23 protein-coding genes are annotated in these 18,809 nt (G+C 36.6%); all 23 read left to right on the top strand.

All coding sequences use genetic code 11. The features are described 5' to 3' along the window. Positions 1–9 precede the first annotated feature (9 nt). The 23 genes from STRMA_RS06680 to STRMA_RS06595 all read left to right on the top strand — a co-directional run bounded on the left by STRMA_RS06680 (position 10) and on the right by STRMA_RS06595 (position 18,714). On the top strand, positions 10–918 hold the full coding sequence (locus STRMA_RS06680) for a hypothetical protein (RefSeq protein ID WP_003080484.1): 909 nt from the start codon (positions 10–12) through the stop codon (positions 916–918). Positions 919–934: 16 nt separating this feature from the next. Continuing rightward, on the top strand, positions 935–2,167 hold the full coding sequence (locus tag STRMA_RS06675; RefSeq protein ID WP_003079088.1) for an aminotransferase class III-fold pyridoxal phosphate-dependent enzyme: 1,233 nt from the start codon (positions 935–937) through the stop codon (positions 2,165–2,167). Between the two features lie 101 nt (positions 2,168–2,268). Beyond that, positions 2,269–2,424: a hypothetical protein gene (locus tag STRMA_RS09805; RefSeq protein WP_003082191.1), complete on the top strand. Its 156-nt coding sequence runs from the start codon at positions 2,269–2,271 to the stop codon at positions 2,422–2,424. 44 nt (positions 2,425–2,468) lie between these two features. Beyond that, complete coding sequence (locus STRMA_RS10005; RefSeq protein ID WP_003078540.1) at positions 2,469–2,603, top strand: hypothetical protein; 135 nt, start codon at positions 2,469–2,471, stop codon at positions 2,601–2,603. A gap of 48 nt (positions 2,604–2,651) precedes the next feature. Beyond that, the gene (locus tag STRMA_RS09800; RefSeq protein WP_003080971.1) at positions 2,652–2,795 is read left to right on the top strand and encodes a hypothetical protein; all 144 of its coding nucleotides are present in this window, start codon (positions 2,652–2,654) and stop codon (positions 2,793–2,795) included. A gap of 27 nt (positions 2,796–2,822) precedes the next feature. After that, positions 2,823–2,948, top strand: a complete 126-nt coding sequence (locus STRMA_RS10000; protein WP_003080085.1) for a hypothetical protein — start codon at positions 2,823–2,825, stop codon at positions 2,946–2,948. A 49-nt stretch (positions 2,949–2,997) separates the two neighbouring features. Further along, positions 2,998–3,141, top strand: coding sequence for a hypothetical protein (locus tag STRMA_RS09795; protein WP_003080971.1), 144 nt, complete (start codon positions 2,998–3,000; stop codon positions 3,139–3,141). 655 nt (positions 3,142–3,796) lie between these two features. Further along, on the top strand, positions 3,797–5,146 hold the full coding sequence (locus STRMA_RS06670; RefSeq protein WP_003079755.1) for a glucose-6-phosphate isomerase: 1,350 nt from the start codon (positions 3,797–3,799) through the stop codon (positions 5,144–5,146). Between the two features lie 605 nt (positions 5,147–5,751). Continuing rightward, positions 5,752–6,552 (top strand): SDR family oxidoreductase, encoded by an 801-nt coding sequence (locus STRMA_RS06665; protein WP_003079350.1) that lies wholly within the window; start codon positions 5,752–5,754, stop codon positions 6,550–6,552. A 23-nt stretch (positions 6,553–6,575) separates the two neighbouring features. Then, on the top strand, positions 6,576–8,441 hold the full coding sequence (locus STRMA_RS06660) for a BglG family transcription antiterminator (protein ID WP_003080043.1): 1,866 nt from the start codon (positions 6,576–6,578) through the stop codon (positions 8,439–8,441). Then, positions 8,441–8,920, top strand: a complete 480-nt coding sequence (locus STRMA_RS06655; RefSeq protein WP_003081876.1) for a transcriptional regulator GutM — start codon at positions 8,441–8,443, stop codon at positions 8,918–8,920. Before STRMA_RS06660 ends, STRMA_RS06655 begins: the two co-directional genes overlap by 1 nt. Positions 8,921–9,011: 91 nt before the next feature. Further along, positions 9,012–9,554, top strand: coding sequence for a PTS glucitol/sorbitol transporter subunit IIC (gene srlA / locus STRMA_RS06650; protein WP_003079251.1), 543 nt, complete (start codon positions 9,012–9,014; stop codon positions 9,552–9,554). Between the two features lie 113 nt (positions 9,555–9,667). Then, complete coding sequence (srlE, locus tag STRMA_RS06645; RefSeq protein ID WP_003081153.1) at positions 9,668–10,666, top strand: PTS glucitol/sorbitol transporter subunit IIB; 999 nt, start codon at positions 9,668–9,670, stop codon at positions 10,664–10,666. A gap of 34 nt (positions 10,667–10,700) precedes the next feature. Then, on the top strand, positions 10,701–11,066 hold the full coding sequence (locus STRMA_RS06640) for a PTS glucitol/sorbitol transporter subunit IIA (protein ID WP_003079826.1): 366 nt from the start codon (positions 10,701–10,703) through the stop codon (positions 11,064–11,066). Positions 11,067–11,320: 254 nt separating this feature from the next. Next, complete coding sequence (locus STRMA_RS06635; RefSeq protein ID WP_003082439.1) at positions 11,321–11,668, top strand: hypothetical protein; 348 nt, start codon at positions 11,321–11,323, stop codon at positions 11,666–11,668. 207 nt (positions 11,669–11,875) lie between these two features. Continuing rightward, positions 11,876–12,298 carry a MarR family winged helix-turn-helix transcriptional regulator gene (locus STRMA_RS06630; protein WP_003082363.1) on the top strand — a complete coding sequence of 141 codons (423 nt, stop codon included), beginning with the start codon at positions 11,876–11,878 and terminating at the stop codon, positions 12,296–12,298. Then, positions 12,291–12,656, top strand: coding sequence for a rhodanese-like domain-containing protein (locus STRMA_RS06625; protein WP_003080074.1), 366 nt, complete (start codon positions 12,291–12,293; stop codon positions 12,654–12,656). The genes STRMA_RS06630 and STRMA_RS06625 overlap by 8 nt, the downstream gene beginning before the upstream one ends. A gap of 119 nt (positions 12,657–12,775) precedes the next feature. After that, positions 12,776–13,171, top strand: coding sequence for a single-stranded DNA-binding protein (locus tag STRMA_RS06620; RefSeq protein ID WP_003078688.1), 396 nt, complete (start codon positions 12,776–12,778; stop codon positions 13,169–13,171). 464 nt (positions 13,172–13,635) lie between these two features. Then, on the top strand, positions 13,636–14,424 hold the full coding sequence (locus STRMA_RS06615) for a Cof-type HAD-IIB family hydrolase (protein WP_003081524.1): 789 nt from the start codon (positions 13,636–13,638) through the stop codon (positions 14,422–14,424). 25 nt (positions 14,425–14,449) lie between these two features. Next, positions 14,450–15,415: a sugar ABC transporter substrate-binding protein gene (locus STRMA_RS06610; protein ID WP_003081963.1), complete on the top strand. Its 966-nt coding sequence runs from the start codon at positions 14,450–14,452 to the stop codon at positions 15,413–15,415. Continuing rightward, complete coding sequence (locus tag STRMA_RS06605) at positions 15,415–16,734, top strand: sensor histidine kinase (protein ID WP_003081132.1); 1,320 nt, start codon at positions 15,415–15,417, stop codon at positions 16,732–16,734. Before STRMA_RS06610 ends, STRMA_RS06605 begins: the two co-directional genes overlap by 1 nt. Beyond that, positions 16,731–17,408, top strand: coding sequence for a response regulator transcription factor (locus tag STRMA_RS06600; RefSeq protein WP_003081947.1), 678 nt, complete (start codon positions 16,731–16,733; stop codon positions 17,406–17,408). Before STRMA_RS06605 ends, STRMA_RS06600 begins: the two co-directional genes overlap by 4 nt. Beyond that, positions 17,401–18,714, top strand: coding sequence for an ABC transporter substrate-binding protein (locus tag STRMA_RS06595; RefSeq protein WP_003079676.1), 1,314 nt, complete (start codon positions 17,401–17,403; stop codon positions 18,712–18,714). Before STRMA_RS06600 ends, STRMA_RS06595 begins: the two co-directional genes overlap by 8 nt. Positions 18,715–18,809 lie beyond the last annotated feature (95 nt).

Below are 18,809 nucleotides of genomic sequence, written 5' to 3'. Positions count from 1 at the left end.
GGAAAAGAGATGCCTCAAACAATTGAAGAATACCAAAACATCCAGTACAGTATTCATAATCATAAGCGTTGGCTCTATAATATCAGAAATGACAGAATGATCGTCTCTGAACATCCCTTAGAAAATTATTTAGGAGATATTGATCAGCCAACCAGTCCCTTGCATGATTTCTATATTTCTCCTTATAAGAGAGGAAAAATGACCAATTTTCATCTTATCAGAATTATTTTGGATAGTTTGAAAATTAAGTCCTTTTACAAAGTCTCTCTCTTTTTAAATAAGGGCTATTTGACACTCATCATGCTGATTCTGAGTATTGCTGCCCTGCCACGGATTACTTCTGTACTGCCTAACTCTTTAAGTCGGTTTTCGATGGATCAATTTTCAGCTCTAGAAGTCTTTCTCATTTATATGACAACCACTTTAGTGATTTTGCCGTTACATGAGTATGCTCATTTTTCAGTCTATTATAAGTATTTCAAACCGCCTAAAGTTACTTTTGGTTTTTCGCTTCGTTATTTTTCAATGCCTGTTTTCTTTATTAAAGTTCCTTTTTATCGATTGCTGGAGGGTAAGGAAAAAAATGAACTAATTTTAGCAGGTGTTAAATTTCAAGTGGCTATCTGGTTTTTCCTAACTCTCATAGCGACGGTTTATCCTTCAACTTTTGTTGTTGGTTTGCTGATTGTTAATCTAGGGTTGATTATCACTAATTTACTGCCCTTTCTAAAATTAGACGGTTATTGGTATCTTAGTCATTTATTGAAGGTTGATGACTATATGGCTTACTTCAAGGGCATGCTTTCAAGACAAAATAAATTTCGCTTAGACATCTTTGTTCTAGGAGTTATTAATAATATACTGATTTTACTGTCTATCATCAGCTTTGCTTACAGCATTATTTCTGTTTTTATTTAAATTATTAGGAGCTATTGTGAAAAATTATGCTTTATTAAACGGTGCTTACACCAATGAAACGATGTATGACTTTAAGCCTGTACGGGCCGATCATACTTATTTATATGACCAGCAAAATAGAAAATATTTCGATCTAAGAAGCGGCCTTTGGAATGTTTCGCTCGGCTATGAAGAAGCTTTGTATGAGCGCGTTTTAAATCGTTTTCAGCAGGTACTGTCAAAGAACTTGCCCTATATCGACAGCCATTCTTTTCAGCATGATGCTTATGACCAAGTAGCTGAAAAAGTGTTAAAACTAACAGGTGCTCCTTTTAAAAGAGTACTTTATACTAACTCAGGGTCAGAAAATACTGAGTTAGCTTTAAAAATAGCAGACTATGTCAATAAAAAAGCTTGGCATAACCGTATCTTAGCTTTTAAAGATTCTTATCATGGAACTTTTTTTGGTGGTGTTTCAGTCAGTGGTATTGACCAAGAGATCAACCATTCTTTCTATCCTAAATATGGAGAAGTTACTTTTTTGGATTATCCCAAAACGGCTCAAGAAGAACAAGACGTTTTAGCTGACCTTGAAAAATTTGCTGCTTTTTATGATGTCATGATGATTGAACCTATCCTAGCCTCAGCAGGAGTTTATAGTGCTAGTGTAGATTTCTTTAATCGTTTGCTGCAAATTTTAAGGAAAAATAAAGTGCTGATTGTTTTTGATGAAGTCGCAACAGGATTTTTTAAAACAGGCTCCTCCTTCTTTTTCAAACGCTTATCAGAAACACCTGATATTTTATGCTTGAGTAAGGGGATTAACAATGGCATCGCTGCTTTTGGCTGTGTCTGTGTTAGTGAAGAGTTAGATGCTTCCTTACAACAATCAAAGCGTATCAAGGAACATTTTTCAACGCAAAACGGTAATCTCTTAGGAATGGCTAGTGCTGATATTGTTTTAGATTATTATCTTGAACATAGCAATGAACTGGAAAGCAGGGTCAGTCATTTGTCTCATCTCATTCGAAAGATTTTTGATGATCAAGCTTTAGCTTACCGTAATGAGGGAATTATGACGACGGTGAAAATCAAAGAAGGCTATTCAGCTCAAGTCATGAAAGAATTAGAAAAACTTGGCCTGTTAGTTTATCTTTATGCGAATGAAGAAGAGGAAGGAATTTCCATCATGCCTCCCTTTAACAGTGATGAGGAGGTGCTTATAAGGGCCTTGAAAATGATTGCTAAGAAAGTTTTGAAATATCAGTAAAGTTAAAATAGTTTAACCTTGACAAGAGTGTCAGGGATATAAAAAATGACCTTGCTCTCTTAGCTTTAATTAGAGATGACTGTATGAAGGGAGGTGAACTAATGAAGTTGATGCAATATTTTGAGTCTTTATTATTATTAAACGGTGCTGCTATTGTCTTAATGCAAACAAATCATGCAACAATTGCTTACCTTTTGTTAGCATTATCTATCGTACTATCAGCCCTTGGCATTAAAATAGCAAGGGAAACAAAATAAATAAATTATTAGTAAAGCATATTGAATTGAAAGGAGGTGAGGATATGCAAAAAGAATTTCAAGATTCTCAATTCGTTACTTTTGAAGAAGTAGACACTACAGAGTTGAATGGTGCCGCACGTGACTTTATTTTAGGAGCAGCAGCTGGTGCAACGATTGCAGGAGCAATTATTACTTAATCTCTCACTTGAAAGATAAGATATTAAATATAAGGAGTAAATAAGGATATGCAAAAGACAGAAAATAATAGTATTAATCACAATTTATTTTTTGAAGAAATGGATTCTTCAGAATTATATGGAGATGGCTGGTTTATTGCAGGAGCTGTAACTGGTGCAGGAGTAGTTGTTGGGGCTGCAATTTTAACTTAATTTTAAATAAAGAAAAGGAAAAGAGATATGAAAGAACAAAAAGCAGAAATGTTATTTGAAGAAGTAGACACTACAGAGTTGAATGGTGCCGCACGTGACTTTATTTTAGGAGCAGCAGCTGGTGCAACGATTGCAGGAGCAATTATTACTTAATCTCTCACTTGAAAGATAAGATATTAAATAATAAGGAGTAAACAAGGATATGCAAAAGACAGAAAATAATAGTATTAACCACAATTTATTTTTTGAAGAAATGGACTCTTCAGAACTATATGGAGATGGCTGGTTTATTGCAGGAGCTGTAACTGGTGCAGGAGTAGTTGTTGGAGCTGCAATTTTAACTTAATTAAGGACTTGGTTAAAGTGTATCACTAACTAATAAAATAGGTTAATTTATTTTGGATTAGAAGAGATAAATTAATTGTTAAAGAGGTACTTTTCATGCATTTAACTTCTTTCTTTTCGGAGATAGTTGATATATTATTAAAAGTATCTCATCATTTATCAAAAATTGATGATTTATTGGCAGCTATAGTGGCTTGACATGATTTATCTTAAAACAGAAAAGAGAGGACAAGTTGTCCTCTCTTTCTTGGTATTTAAAGTAATGAGAATTTTCGTTTTTAGATTTTTAAGGTTTCGGCAGCTAAAAGTTTGACAAAGGGCAAAAAAAAACCAGTCTGCTGGATTATGAATGATCAGCGGCTAAAAATGAGATTGCGAGAAACCGCCCACCACTGTGCCAAACTACCATAACTACTAATGAGCTTAGACTCTTTTATCCTAATCGTTCTTTGAGTTTGCACCTTAAAGAGTTTTAGTAAAGATCGGTGTTTCTCTTTAGCTGCCTTTTCTTACCCTTAGCTAGTTGATTTCATTTTCGAATTCTTAAGAAATGATAAGGCTTTCACTTTTTAAGGACTATTGGCAAAAATGATTGCAAAAATGCTTGGAAAAGAGTAAGATAATAGTACGTTTGTAATTTATTTATGGAGGAAATAATGGCACATATTAAATTTGATTATTCAAAAGTATTAGGAAAATTTGTCGCAGCGCATGAGTTGGATTATATTCAAATGCAAGTGACAGCAGCAGATGAGGCATTGCGTAAGGGTAGTGGACCAGGCGCTGAAATGACGGGCTGGCTGAACTTGCCACAGGATTATGACAAAGAAGAATTTGCCCGCATTCAAAAGGCAGCAGCTAAAATTCAAGCAGACAGCGAAGTGTTGATTGTTATTGGTATTGGCGGTTCTTATCTTGGCGCCCGTGCAGCTATTGATTTCTTAAATAGTTCTTTTGTTAATCTTGAAAGTCAAAAAGAGCGTAAGGCACCGCAAATTCTCTATGCTGGAAATTCAATCTCTTCCAATTATCTAGCTGATTTAGTAGACTATGTTGCTGATAAGGATTTTTCAGTTAATGTGATTTCAAAATCAGGCACGACCACTGAACCAGCTATCGCTTTTCGTGTTTTCAAGGAACTTTTGGTTAAAAAATATGGACAAGAGGAAGCTAACAAGCGGATTTATGCGACGACTGACCGTGTTAAAGGGGCTGTTAAAGTTGAAGCTGACGCTAATGGCTGGGAAACTTTTGTCGTACCAGACAGTGTTGGCGGACGTTTTACTGTTTTAACAGCTGTCGGCCTGCTTCCGATTGCAGCAAGCGGTGCTGATATTACAAAATTGATGGAAGGTGCTAATGCAGCACGTCAAGCTTATTCTTCTGCCCAATTAAGCGAAAACGAAGCTTATCAATATGCAGCTATTCGCAATATCCTTTATCGTAAGGGCTATGTAACAGAAGTGTTAGCCAATTATGAGCCTACTCTTCAGTATTTCAGCGAATGGTGGAAGCAGTTAGCGGGTGAGTCAGAAGGCAAGGATCAAAAAGGTATCTATCCAACTTCTGCTAATTTTTCAACAGATCTGCATTCTCTTGGTCAATTTATCCAAGAAGGCAACCGCAATTTATTTGAAACGGTTATTCGTGTTGAGAAACCGCGCAAAAATATTGCCGTTCCAGAAGAAAGCGAAGATCTTGATGGTCTTGGCTATCTTCAAGGTAAAGATGTGGATTATGTCAATAAAAAAGCAACTGACGGTGTTCTCTTAGCTCATACAGATGGGGGCGTACCTAATACTTTCTTGACCATTCCAGAACAAGATGCTTTCACTTTGGGCTATCTGATTTACTTTTTCGAGCTGGCAATCGGTCTGTCTGGTTACTTAAATGGTGTTAATCCATTTGATCAGCCGGGAGTTGAGGCTTATAAGAAAAATATGTTTGCTCTGCTTGGAAAACCCGGATTTGAAGAGCTTAGTGCTGAACTAAATGCACGTTTGTAAATAAATCATAGGAAAGGAGGACACAATTGTCATTTCGCAGAAATTGATTTTCCTCCTTTTTTATTTTTAGACTGAGATAGTCAGAAAGAAGACTGTTGCTCTTAAAGTTAACACAGCTGGTCAATTCTGCTTTCAAGTACTGCATCAAAGTCAAATAAATATTTCTAAGACCTTTCAAAATGAGGCCAGGGACAAAAATCCTTGGCCTCGTTTGTTTTTCCTGAGCTATTTACAAGACGCGCAGTAGTTGGGTGAATTTCTGTTGACTTTAGTTAACCTAGAATTTCCCTCTGCACAGTTGGTTAAGATAGCTGCTATCACTTGTACAGCAAAGGATAAAGTTATTCAACCAACCACTGCGTCTTGCAAGTAAAAGGACAAAAATGTACGGGGCTTGGGACTTTTTATACGTAATCTTCATGATGACACCTTTTCTGTGGGTGAGTGCGCAGCAATCATGGCTGTCTGCCTCACTCCCTTTTGTTTATATTCTATAGATTCATACACTAAATTTTTCCATCTTTGAAAAAAGAGTGTCTTAATTCTTTTTTGTAAGCGCTTTATAATAAAGCTATTCAATAAAAATAAACAAAGGAGTGAAGAACATGACAGATTGGTTAAATATTGCTGGAAAAACAGTAATTGTAACGGGTGCTTCATCAGGAATAGGGGAGGCAATTGTGGAAGAGCTGCTGGAGTTGGGTGTTAAAGTAGCCAATTTTGATCTTGCTGATAATGGGAAAAAAGCAGAAAATCTTTTATTTCAAAAAGTTGATGTCACTTCACGCAGGCAGGTAGAAACTGCTGTAGGAGCTGTCGTAGGACGTTTTGGTACAGTTGATGCACTTATTAATAATGCGGGAATCAATATTCCGCGTCTCCTAATTGACCCCAAAGATCCTCATGGGCAATATGAGCTTGATGACGATACTTTTGAAAAGATTACCCTGATTAATCAAAAGGGCCTTTATCTTGTCAGTCAAGCTGTAGGGCGCATTTTAGTGGCAAAAAAGAAAGGGGTCATCATTAATATGGCTTCAGAGGCTGGTTTAGAAGGCTCCGAAGGCCAGAGTGCTTATGCGGCGACCAAAGCTGCTGTATACAGCTATACGCGTTCATGGGCCAAAGAACTTGGCAAATATGGTGTGCGAGTGGTTGGTATTGCGCCAGGTATCATGGAAGCAACGGGTTTAAGGACGCTTGCGTATGAAGAAGCCCTAGGATATACTAGAGGGAAAACAGTTGATGAAATTCGTGCAGGATATGCTTCAACCAGTACAACACCGATTGGACGCAGCGGGAAATTGAAAGAAGTAGCTGATTTGGCAGCTTACTACATTTCAGATCGCTCAAGTTATATCACGGGGATAACAACGAATATTGCCGGAGGTAAAACTCGTGGATAAATAAGCATAGGGGATGAGAGATTGTGGCCTTAGTAAATCGCTGGTATCGTATTTTAGAAATCTTGGTAGCTCAGCCTAATACCTCTCTTGAAGCTATGCGCAAAGAGCTTGGTATTAGTATGAAGACTTTATTAACAAGCATAGAGCAGCTTAATGACGTTTTAGATGAAGCTGTTCAAATCAGACAAAAAACTAATAGATTGTACTTGGAAGTCTATGACTATGCTAGATTGGAAACGATCTTAGCAGGCAGTTTGCGCAAGGAGTCTGATTTCAATTCTTCAAATAAAAGGGCTTCTTATCTCATTAAACGTTTAATTCAAGCAGTCTCACCTCTGCTGATTGATGATCTGGCCGAAGAAATTGGCGTCAGTCGAACAACAATTAATAAAGATTTGAAGCATATTAAATCTCTAGCTAAAGACTATCAGATTCGTTTATCTGGCCGGCCTAATCGCGGTTTAGAAATGATTGGGACAGAATTGCAGTTACGTTTATTTTACCTTCATCATGTCTATTCTTATTTTGAAACAGATATCCTAACCAAGGAAATGTATCGTTTTTTAAAAGATTTATGCAGGGACTATAAGATTCCAAGGAAAACACAGGAATTGCTGATAAAGGTTATTGCGATAACAGTTGACCGAGTTCAGCAAAAAAAGCTTTTGACAGCTCCCATCAGCTATTATGTCAATGAGCTAGCTGAATCAGAAATGATAGAACAATTGATTTACCATGTTGAACTAACTTATCAAATATCACTTAGCCAGTATGAACAGGATTTTCTAAGTTTTCCTTTTAATATCCAATACCTTGATAAATTGGCCTATCGTCCCATTGAGAGGCAGGAAGTGGAGAATCTTTATGGGAAAATGATTAAACAGGTTAAGGATACGCTCTTAGTTGACTTTGATGAGAAACAGCTCTTTTTTGAGATGCAGACCCATTTTAAATTTCTTCTTAATCGGCTTATTTTTCATGTCCAAGCAAATGATATTTTCCATGGTGAAATTCAAAACAAATATCCTCTGGCTTTTGAAATGGCTAGAGTATCAAGTGAAGAGCTAGCTGCTCATTTTGGCTATTCATTAGGCTTATCTGAAATAAGCTATTTGGCGCTTTATTTCGAGTTAGTATTACATGGAAATGAAGGCGCTTCCTACCGGCAAAAGCATCAGATTGCAGTGGTCTGTACGACAGGACGCGGGACAGCGAATATGATCAAACGTCAATTAAGGCGCGTGCTGGGGAATGAGATTGAAATTACTCAATATTCAGAAGAGGATTTTAATCCTAAGCTTAATGATCATTACTTTGCTATTTTTACAACCATTCCTTTAAAATTGGAACATCTCAATTCTCCTGTCATTCAAATCACACATCTTTTTGATGATCAGTGGCTGCGTGAAGAATGGCAGCGCGTCAGCCATTACCACCGAAAAAACCTGAAAACGATAACTTTGAAGTTTTCCCGCTTGGCTAAGGCTGATAGTTATAAAGAGTATTTAATGGCGATGATTTCCGAGCTGGAACAATCAGCCTTAGTTGATGCTGACTTTAGAAGACGTATTTTAGAAAGAGAAAGACAGCAGTCAACCATTTTTGGCAATGATGTGGCCTTTCCTCATACTATTAATCAATTATCAACAAAGACCGTTTTGATGCTAGGGATCTTGGAAGAAGCTTATCAGACAGACAAAGAAAGTCTTGAATTCATTTTTTTGCTTGCGATTCCCAGTGAAATTGAATCCCAAACAGAAGCAGAACTTTTAGACTTGTACGATGATATTTTTCAAATTGCCGGTGACAAGGAACTCAAAACAGCTTTGCGACAAGTAAAAAATCAGGCAGAATTTGTTATTTTTACCAAGGAAAAAGGAGTACTGTAATGCATTTTATGATTATTTTTGGGCTGTTTATTCTAATAGCCTATGGCCTTCAAATCTTTTTAGGATTGCAGCAGATTAAGCATTTTAATAAAATTTATGGTCAGCTTAGACGAAAGGGCCGTGTAGCTATTGGACGCCGCTCTGGCAAGCTTAGAGCAGGTGTGATCGTTATGTTTGCAATTGATCAAAAAGGCAAGGTTTTGGATGCGAAAAAGATGCAGGGAGTAACTGTAACGGCGCGTTTTAAAGACATGTTAGATTATATCGGCGAAGATATTCATTATTTTGATGGTTATAATCCCTTGATCAGAAAGGAAGATAAGTTATTGCGCATAGCTGTTGAAGATGCTAGATCTGTTTTCCTAAAAACAGAAGCAGAAGGGAACAAGGAAGTTCCTAAGCCAGCTCCGCTGGCTGATATTGGGCTGCGAGCCAAACTATTAGTAGCACAAGTAAAAGAAAAACTGAAAAAATCATAAGAAAGCCCTAAAATAGCTGATGTCACTTAAGAAATGAATCCCTATTTGGGTTTTCAGTATCGTATTCACATATTTTAAAAGGAAGTTTATTATGTCTTATATTACACAATTTGCCGAAGGTTTTATGAAACTTTTTCAAGCTGGCGGTAAAAACTTTGTCGGCTGGATGACCAGCATTGTACCGGTAGTATTGATGCTTTTAGTAGCGATGAATGCCTTGATTGCTTTGCTTGGAGAAGAAAAGGTCAACAAATTAGCCCATATGTCAGCTAAAAACCCTATTAGCCGTTATATGATTTTGCCCTTTATAGCCGCATTTATGTTAGGAAATCCCATGGCTATCAGTATGGGACGTTTTATGCCAGAATATTACAAGCCTAGTTATGTTGCGGCCCAAATGCAGTTTTGCCATACTTCAAATGGTGTTTTTCCTCATATCAATCCTGGTGAATTATTTGTTTGGATGGGGATTGCTTCAGGAATCAAGACTCTTGGTCTGAGTCAGATGGATCTGGCTATTCGTTATATGCTAGTGGGACTTTTGATGAATTTTATTTCTGGCTGGACAACTGATTTTACAACGGCTTGGGTCTGCAGACAGCAAGGAGTTAGCTTAAGTAAAACACTTCATTGATAATGGAATTGGCTATCATAAAACCAATCTCGTTTCTATATAGCCCAAGATCAAGCAAAAATAAGGCGGTGCACAAGCCAAGCACGTTTAACTTACTGAAAGAGAGAAGGACTATGACTTATAGAAGTATTAAAGTGGAAAAAGGTAATGGAGGCTTTGGCGGTCCTCTGGTTATTACACCGACGGAAGAAAAACACAAATTTATCTATGTCACAGGCGGCGGTGAAAAGCCTGAAATTGTGGATAAAATTGCTGAATTGACAGGAATGGAAGCTGTTAATGGTTTTAAAACTTCTATTCCAGATGAAGAAATCGCTCTGGCAATTATTGATTGTGGTGGTACTCTGCGCTGCGGTATTTATCCTAAAAAAGGTATTCCCACAATCAATATTGTAGCAACAGGAAAAAGCGGTCCTTTAGCGCAGTATATCACAGAAGATATTTATGTCTCTGCTGTTGGTATGGATCAAATTACAGGAACTGCAGAAACAGCTGGATCTCCAGATGTGAAAGCTGAAAAAGCTGCTGAAGCACAAACAAAGTCTTATGATACAAGCAAAAAAATCACAGAACAGCGAGCTGAAAAGAGCCTAATCGCCCGTATTGGTATGGGAGCTGGTAAAGTAGTAGCTGTCTTTAATCAGGCTGCGCGTGATGCTATTCAGACACTGTTAAACACAATTCTTCCTTTTATGGCCTTTGTGTCTCTCTTGATTGGTGTTATTCAAGGTTCTGGTGTTGGAAAATGGCTGGCAAAGCTCATGGTTCCCTTGGCTGGTAACATTTGGGGATTGATCATCATTGGTTTTATTTGCTCTCTTCCCTTTTTATCGCCTCTCTTGGGACCAGGTGCTGTTATTTCACAAATTATTGGAACACTGATTGGGGTGGAAATCGGTAAGGGGACAATACCGCCGCAGATGGCTTTACCAGCCCTCTTTGCTATCAATACGCAAAATGGCTGTGATTTTATTCCTGTTGCACTTGGCTTGTCTGAATCAACAGCAGAAACAGTCGAAGTAGGTGTCCCATCCGTTCTTTATTCGCGATTCCTAAATGGCGTCCCGCGTGTGATTGTCGCATGGATCGCAAGCATTGGACTTTATCAGTAAGAAAGAAATCATTTGTTAGAAGAGGAAAAGTAAAATGACAAAAATTTTCGAGGCAAAAGTATTAACGGTAGGCCCAGAGGCACTTAGTATGCTCAATGATGCTAACATGATTATCCTTTTTGGTGAAGAAGCACCAGATGATTTAGCTGAATACTGTTATAAGATTGATAATAAAAAACTGACAGGAAGCATTCGGCAGAAGGGAAAACTTATTCTTAACGGCAATGAATGTCAAATTACAGCTGTTGGAAGCGTAGTTGAGAAAAATCTGACAGGACTTGGTCATATTACCATCTCCCTTGATGGTTCAAAGGAAGGCTCTTTGCCAGGAACTCTCCATGTACAGCCTAAAAAACCGGTACAATTGGAAGCAGGCTCTCTCATTCAAATTTTTGATTAGGCAAGTGATTATTGTAAACTGCCTGTTTATCGGGTTTGTAGGTTTTTAGCTCTTACAGTAAGACTAGATTCTTTCTTATTTACACTGATTCAGCCAGGAACTTAGCAGGCTATTGTTGATTTTAATCAAATCTAAAAATATCAAGAATCTAAAGCGAAAGCTTTAGATTCTTATAGTTTGATAAAGTTATTGACATCTGTCATATATATCTATATAATAGATTTGTTAATATTCTGAAAAATAAGGAGAATTTGATGAAGACAAAGAATTTAGCGTTAACAAATGGTATTGTTGGATTAATTGGAGGTATCTTTCTTCTCATTGCCATTTGGTTTATTTTTGGAGCTGCAGCCACAGGCTCAACCGCTGCTACAGGCTTAATGACTGCTTTTGTTTATATTGTTAAACTAGCCATTCTCATTTTAGGAATTATAGGTGCGGTTTATTATAAAGAAGATAGTAGAGTGGGTGCTGCACCAAGTATTTTAATGATTATTGGAGGTGCTGTTTCGCTTATTCCATTTTTAGGATGGGTTGGTGGTATCCTCGCTATTATTGGTGGTTCGCTTTATTTAGCATCTTTAAAAAGTTTCACAGAATAACGAAAATCAGGAAATATTTTAAAAGGACTTTGGATTACCAAGGCCCTTTTTATATTAGCAATGCTATGAACAGTATTTTACAGTCCTAAGCTAAACTAATCGTAGGCTTCAAAATGTTATCCTGCAATTATTTCTGGATATTTTTATATTTTAAAATTGACAAGAAACAAATAATCAGTTAAACTGATTATCAGAAGGAGTGATTATATGGATCTTGAAGAATCTTGGGGATTCAATCTGAGCAAAATAGCCCAAAAAATGGATGACTGTTTTTCCCAAGACTTAAAAACTTTTGATATTGACTCTAGGGATTATGGTATTTTAGTAAAAGTATTTAATAATAACAATCTGACACAGATTGATCTTGGGGACTTATTGCAGATTGACCGCACAACTATTGGTCAGCTGATTAATCAGTTAGAGGACAAAGGATTGCTTGAAAGACAAAAAAATCCTGAGGATAAGAGGCAAAATCGAATCCTTCTAACTGCTCAGGGGAAGTCCCTTGTTGTAAAGAAGTGGGAGCTTATGCGAGAAATAGAAGAAAGGGTTAGTAACTCTTTAAGCAAAAGTCAGCAAAAGACTATTCTGATGATGTCAGAAAAAATAAAGGGAGGAAAAGATGACTAAATTAGAATTTTTAGAAATGTATCTTGATTTATATCTTGATCATTTTACAGTATTGGAAGCTATAAAAACAAAAAATTCAGATTATGTTATATTAGATATCCGAAATGCTCCAGCTCATCTCAAAAAAGACCAGATTAAAGGGGCGCGAGCTTTGCCTGTTAAAGACTTAGCAAATCATTTGACAGCGCTTGATAAAAGTAAGACTTATGTTGTTTATGACTGGAATGGCGGGAGTATTTTGGGAAAACAGGCCTTATTTCTTCTTTTAGGAGCGGGCTTTAAAGCTTATGAACTGGCGGGAGCTCTGGAAGGCTGGAGGGCAATGCACTTGCCTATGGAAGCATTATCAAAAGACTAGCAGCAGCTGCTTGCCCGTTATTTTAACATTAACCTTTGAACTACTTTATTGACTTTTTATTTTCAAAATCTGCCGAATAATTCGGCTGTTTGCGAATAGAGACAGTAGGAGGATAAAGTATGTATAATAAAGTTATTTTAATTGGCCGTTTGGTAGCAGCACCTGAGATGGTTAAAACATCCAATGATAAGTCCGTTACTCGCGTAACAGTAGCTGTTAATCGCCGTTTTAAAGGAAAAGATGGAGAACGGCAGGCTGATTTTGTCAATGTTGTCCTTTGGGGAAAGTTAGCTGAGACTTTAGCATCTTATGGCAATAAAGGCAGTCTTATTTCATTAGATGGTGAAATACGTACACGAAAATATGAGAAAGACAGCAGGACGCATTTTGTGACAGAAGTTCTAGGCCAATCTTTTCAGCTGCTGGAAAGCCGTGCTCAGCGTGCAGTGCGTGAGAATAATTCGGAAAAAGACCTAGCAGATCTTGTTCTTGAAGGTGAAGAGCTGCCTTTTTAAGACCGTAATAGATTAGCTTCAATTGAGACTAGAAAGTGTTTTAACGAGTTAAGAAGGCTAGGGCAAAATGTTCTAGACTTAGATTTATGAGAAACAAATATAGATAGAATAGCTGATGGTATTCTTTGTTCACTTTTAGGTGCGAAAGAGCAGCTTATCAAGGGCTAGGACAGAACTTGCCGTGAAGATTTTTAGTTCTCGTCCTAGCCCTTATTTTTATAAAAAGGTATTATGACAGTGCAGTGATGGGCTGTTTTTCTTTTGCGGCAAAAGCAAGGCAGCAAAGATTAGCTGGCTATGCAGTTTGAGCTGAAAAAGTCTTTGGTGAGCTAGGATAATTTTTATTTATTTTCGCTAGAATTGTTTCTTGTATCTTATAGATATGGGCAGGCTCCAAAGAAAAACTTTAATTATGTTATAATATAATGATAAATATAAATTTGATAGAAAGGGAATAATGAAAAATGAAAGCTATTTTTAGTGATATTGATGGAACCTTGATCAATAAACACTTTCAAGTCACTGAGCGCACTAAGATAGCTATTTGGCAGGCAGTGAAGAAAGGAATGCATTTCATTCCTGTTTCTGCCCGTATGCCGGAAGCTATTATTCCTATTATGGACAGTATTGGTATTGTCACTCCTGTTATTTCTTATAATGGTGCTTTGATACAAGATCAGGATAAGGAGATAATTGCCTCCAATACTATGGAAACAGAAATAGCTTTAGCGATTTGCCAATTCATTTCAGACCAATATCCCCAGATAGTTTGGAATGTGTATAGTTATCATGCTTGGTTCTCTGAGGATAGACAAAATGACTGGATTCAAAGAGAAGAAGCTATTGTCAATGTTAAATCCCAAGAAAGTTCTCTGTTACAATTAGAAGCATTAGAATCTGTGCATAAAGTTCTTTTGATGGGATCTCCGACGATTATTGGACCGCTTGAAAGGGAGCTAAAAAGATTGTATCCGAGTTTATCTATTGCTCAATCAGCCCCTTATTTGATTGAAATAATGACTGAAGGAATCAAAAAAGGACATGCTGTTAAAGTGTTGAGTGACCATATGGGAATAGCACTTAGTGAAACGATTGCATTTGGGGATAACTTCAATGATCTTGATATGCTGGAGACTGTTGGAACAGGCTATGTTATGGGAAATGGACCTAAGGAAGTTCAAAACAGAATTGGAAATAGTACAGCCGATCATGATCATGACGGTATTGCTATGGTTTTAGAAAAGTACCTTTAGGCTTATCTATAGGAAAGTGAAAACGATGTTTAAAAATTCTAAAGTGAACTATTTGGTAACTGTTTTATTAGGAGGCTTACTTGTTCTAGGAATTTACGGTCAGTATACTTTTTCTTCAACAGTTCCCAGAAAAATTAAAATTGGCACAACTTATATGACAATGAATAATTCCTTTTACAAAATTGTTAATGATGAGATCGAAAAAGTTGTGGATGAAAGAGGAGGAACTCTTTACAATCGGGATCCTGCTTTAAGTGTTGATAAGCAGTGTGAGCAAATTAAATCGTTTATATCAAAAGGTGTGGATACTATCATTATAAATCCTGTTGACAGCGGCAATCAAAAAATCAATAAAAGCCTTAAAAAAGCCAAACAAGAAGGTATTAAGATCGTTGTTGTCGATAGTCAGCTGCGGGATAAGAGGCTTTCTGATACGACGATTATTTCTGATAATTATAAGGCAGGTGTTCTAGATGCTAAAAAGATGATGCGTACCGTATCTAAGGCTGATATTCTGCTTTTAGAGCATAAGGACACTCTGTCTGCAGTAGATCGCATTAATGGATTTTTAGATACTATTTCTAAAAATCCACATTACCATGTTGTTTCTCGCAAGGAATCTTATGGTCAAACAGAAATTGCCATGCCTATTGTTGAGAAAGTCATTGATCAGGGTGTGCATTTTGATGTCATTATGGCTTTAAACGATCGCAGTGCCATCGGCGCCTTAGCAGCTGTCAAAGAAAAGAAATTAAAAAATAAAATTTATATTTATGGAGTTGATGGCTCACCAGATATGAAAAGCCTTTTGTATAATACCTCTGATGTTCAGGCAACGGTAGCTCAATCCCCTATTTCTATGGGGAAAATAGCTGTTTCAACAGCTTATAAACTTTTTAAAGAAGAAAAAACCAAACGTATTATCACAGTTCCAGTGACACTGATCGATAAAAAAAATATTAATCAGTTTGATCTTTCGGGGTGGCAGTAATGAGTAATTTAAAAGCGATAAGACTTTTACGGCAACTATTGATTTTGATTAATTTTACGGCTGTTGTCTATAATGCTTCCTTATATTTATTTGCAACAAAATATATTACAGAAAAAGGCTTGAGCCACTCTTTGCTGGAAAAATTAAATGCTGTTCCTGCAGCTCCGACCGTTATGTTTTGGTCATCTATTTTATCTTTCTTTTGTCTTTTACTGGTCATGCAGATGCGCAATCGTTTATCAGAACAAGGAAAGACAAATAATGGCTGGCTTTTAAGTCTGGAGCTCTTATTGTTATTAACCACCTTTATCTTCTTGCAATCGTCCTATAATGGTCTTATCTTATTAGTTTTTATAGATGTGTTTTATAGTTTTACAGACTTTTACATTTTACAGAGACGCCGTTATTGGTTTTTCTTTATCGCCTTGAGTTTTGGAGCTCTCTTGATTTCTAATTATGATATCTTATCGTTAGTTATCAAAATTCCGTCTTTAGATACCTATTTGGATTTTTTTCCAACAACGGTGCGTTTGATCACCCTATCATTAAAGAATTTTATAGCATCTTTGAATATTATTGTTTTCATCATTTCTTTAGTTACTTATATTATGTACACAGTGTCTGAAAATCATAAAATTGAAGAAGAACTGCGCATGGCTTCTCAGACAAACATTGAATTAAACAGCTATGTTGCCGTCACAGAAAAGATCGTTGAAGATCGTGAGAGGAAACGGCTTTCCAGAGAAATTCATGATACCTTAGGACATGCGCTGACTGGAATTTCTGCGGGCATTGATGCTGTAAGGGTGCTTGTTGATCTTGATCCAAACCGGGCCAAAGAACAGTTAAAAAGTATGTCAGGAGTTGTCCGCGACGGTATTCGTGATGTTCGGCGTTCTTTGGAAAAGCTGCGCCCTGGCGCCCTTGAAGGACGGACGTTAAAAGATGGTTTGGAAAAAATGGTCTCTGATTATCAGGAACTTTCTAAATTGAAAATCAATTTTAGTTATGAATGGGGAGATGTTGATTTGGATATGACCAAAGAAGATGTTATTTTTCGTGTTATCCAAGAGTCTGTGACTAATTCCCTGCGTCACGGGCATGCCCAGACGGTCACTATAAGTATGGTTAATGATACAGTTTATTATATTATTATACAAGATGACGGTGTTGGATTTGATGACTTACATTATGGTTATGGATTGACCCAGATGAAGGAACGTCTTTCTATAATAGGCGGGAAAGCTGAATTTTATAATGACAATGGCTTTAAAACCATTATTTCAATTCCAAAGAGTAAGGGGGAAGAAGGTAAATGAAGATTTTAATTGCAGATGATCAAGCTCTTATCAGGGAATCTTTGCAGATTATTTTATCCTCTTATGAGGATATTGAAACTATTGATACCGTCGGGGATGGTGAAGAGGTGATGGAAAAATTAAAAACCTACCATCCCGATCTTATCTTAATGGATATTCGTATGCCTAAATTAGACGGTGTTCTTTGTACGAAACAAGTTAAAGAACAGTATCCTGATATAAAGATTATTATTTTAACAACTTTTGATGATGATGATTTTATTTTCAGTGCTTTAAAATATGGCGCCTCAGGCTATATTTTAAAAGGAATTTCAACTGAAGATTTATATCAGTCAATCTTAACTGTTTACAATGGCGGTGCCATGATTAACCCTGATATTGCTACTAAAGTATTTAAAATCTTTTCACGTATGGCACAGTCCAATTTCGCTATTCAAGTAGAAGAAAACAGTATTGATGGTCTTTCAAAGGTAGAATGGAAGATTATCCAGCAGGTTGGCTTTGGTTTATCTAATAAAGAGATTGCCGCAAAACTTTTTTTATCTGAAGGAACTGTCCGCAACTATCTTTCGACAATCCTGTCTAAATTGAATTTACGAGATAGAACGCAGTTAGCTATTTGGGCTGTTCAAACTGGAGTCACAACAAAAAATATAGGGGATAGCAATGACTAAAGGAGAATGGAGCAGAAGGAAAAAGGGACTTTTTTTAACATTCATTTTATTATTGATAGGATTAGGAGTATGGTTTATTTATGACAGCTCTTATAAAAAAATTACCTTAAATTTGGGTATTTATTCAGGAAGCAGCTGGGGAGTACCTAATGGTAATGAATATAAGATCATTGATAAGGTAATTGCTGATTTTGAAAAAAAACATCCCAATGTTAAAATTGTTTATGAAAGCGGTATTTCTAAAGATGATTATTCTTCTTGGCTGTCGGATCGTATTGTTCAGGGAAGAGAACCTGATATTTTTATGATACCAGAGAATGATTTTAATTTGCTTGCCTCAACAGGGGTCCTCAAGAAGTTAAACCCATATATTAATCAGAATTTAAATGCCTCTCGTTTTTATGCTGCAGCCTATAAGGCAGGGACATATGGCAATACACAATACGCCTTGCCCTATGAAAGCAATCCGACGATGATGTGTATCAATAAAGATTTGCTGGAAAAAGAGGGGATCAGTCTTCCTAAGTCTGGCTGGACAGTGGATGAATTTTACAATATTTGTAAAAAAATTACGAGAGATACAGATGGCGACGGTGTTGTTGATCAATACGGCAGCTTAGGCTACAATTGGGAGGAAGCCCTAGCAGCTTACAATGTTAAACTCTTTAATAATGCTGGAACAGAAGCTTATTTTAATACTAAAAAGGTGCGATCAGCCTTATCTTTAGTAACCAAATTAAAAAACTTAACTCACAATCATAATGTAACGCTTAAAGATTTTGATGAAGGTAAAGTTGCCTTTTATCCAATGACACTCGCACAGTATAGAACTTATAAACCATATCCTTATCATGTCTCTAAGTATTCTTCCTTTTCTTGGACCTGTATTGAAATGCCCTCTCAAAATCCCAATAAAATGACTACTCAGCTCAATACCTCCTTATATGCTATGTCAGCAAAAACATCTCAATCTAAACTGGCTTGGGACTTTCTCAAACTTTTGTGTGCTAATAAGAAAACCCAGCAGCAACTATTCGAAAGTTCTCAAGGGGCATCTGTTTTAAAATCTGTCATGAAGAGTCAGGAGAGCAAGGCCCTTTTACAAAATGATAATTTTGGTTCAAAAGCTCTAACCGTTAATACCTTAGATAGTATGATGAAAAAAGCTACGGTAACTCCAAAATTTAAGTCCTATAATACTATTTATGAAAAGGCTGGCTATCTTATTACCAAATCGTTAGAAGAAGATACTATTGAAAATGATTTATCAGATATCCAAAAAGAAATTAATGATGAATTAGAATAGGGTGGCAATAACTGGCATTTTAGCTTGATTAATCAGTTCTTATGAGGCAGCAAACAAGACGCTTGAGTCTTTAATGATTTCAAGTGTCTTTTTTA

This window comes from Streptococcus macacae NCTC 11558 (genome assembly GCF_000187995.2).
GTDB lineage: Bacteria > Bacillota > Bacilli > Lactobacillales > Streptococcaceae > Streptococcus > Streptococcus macacae.
The sequence above is the reverse complement of the archived record's forward strand: the minus strand, read 5'-3'. Positions and strand labels throughout refer to the sequence as shown.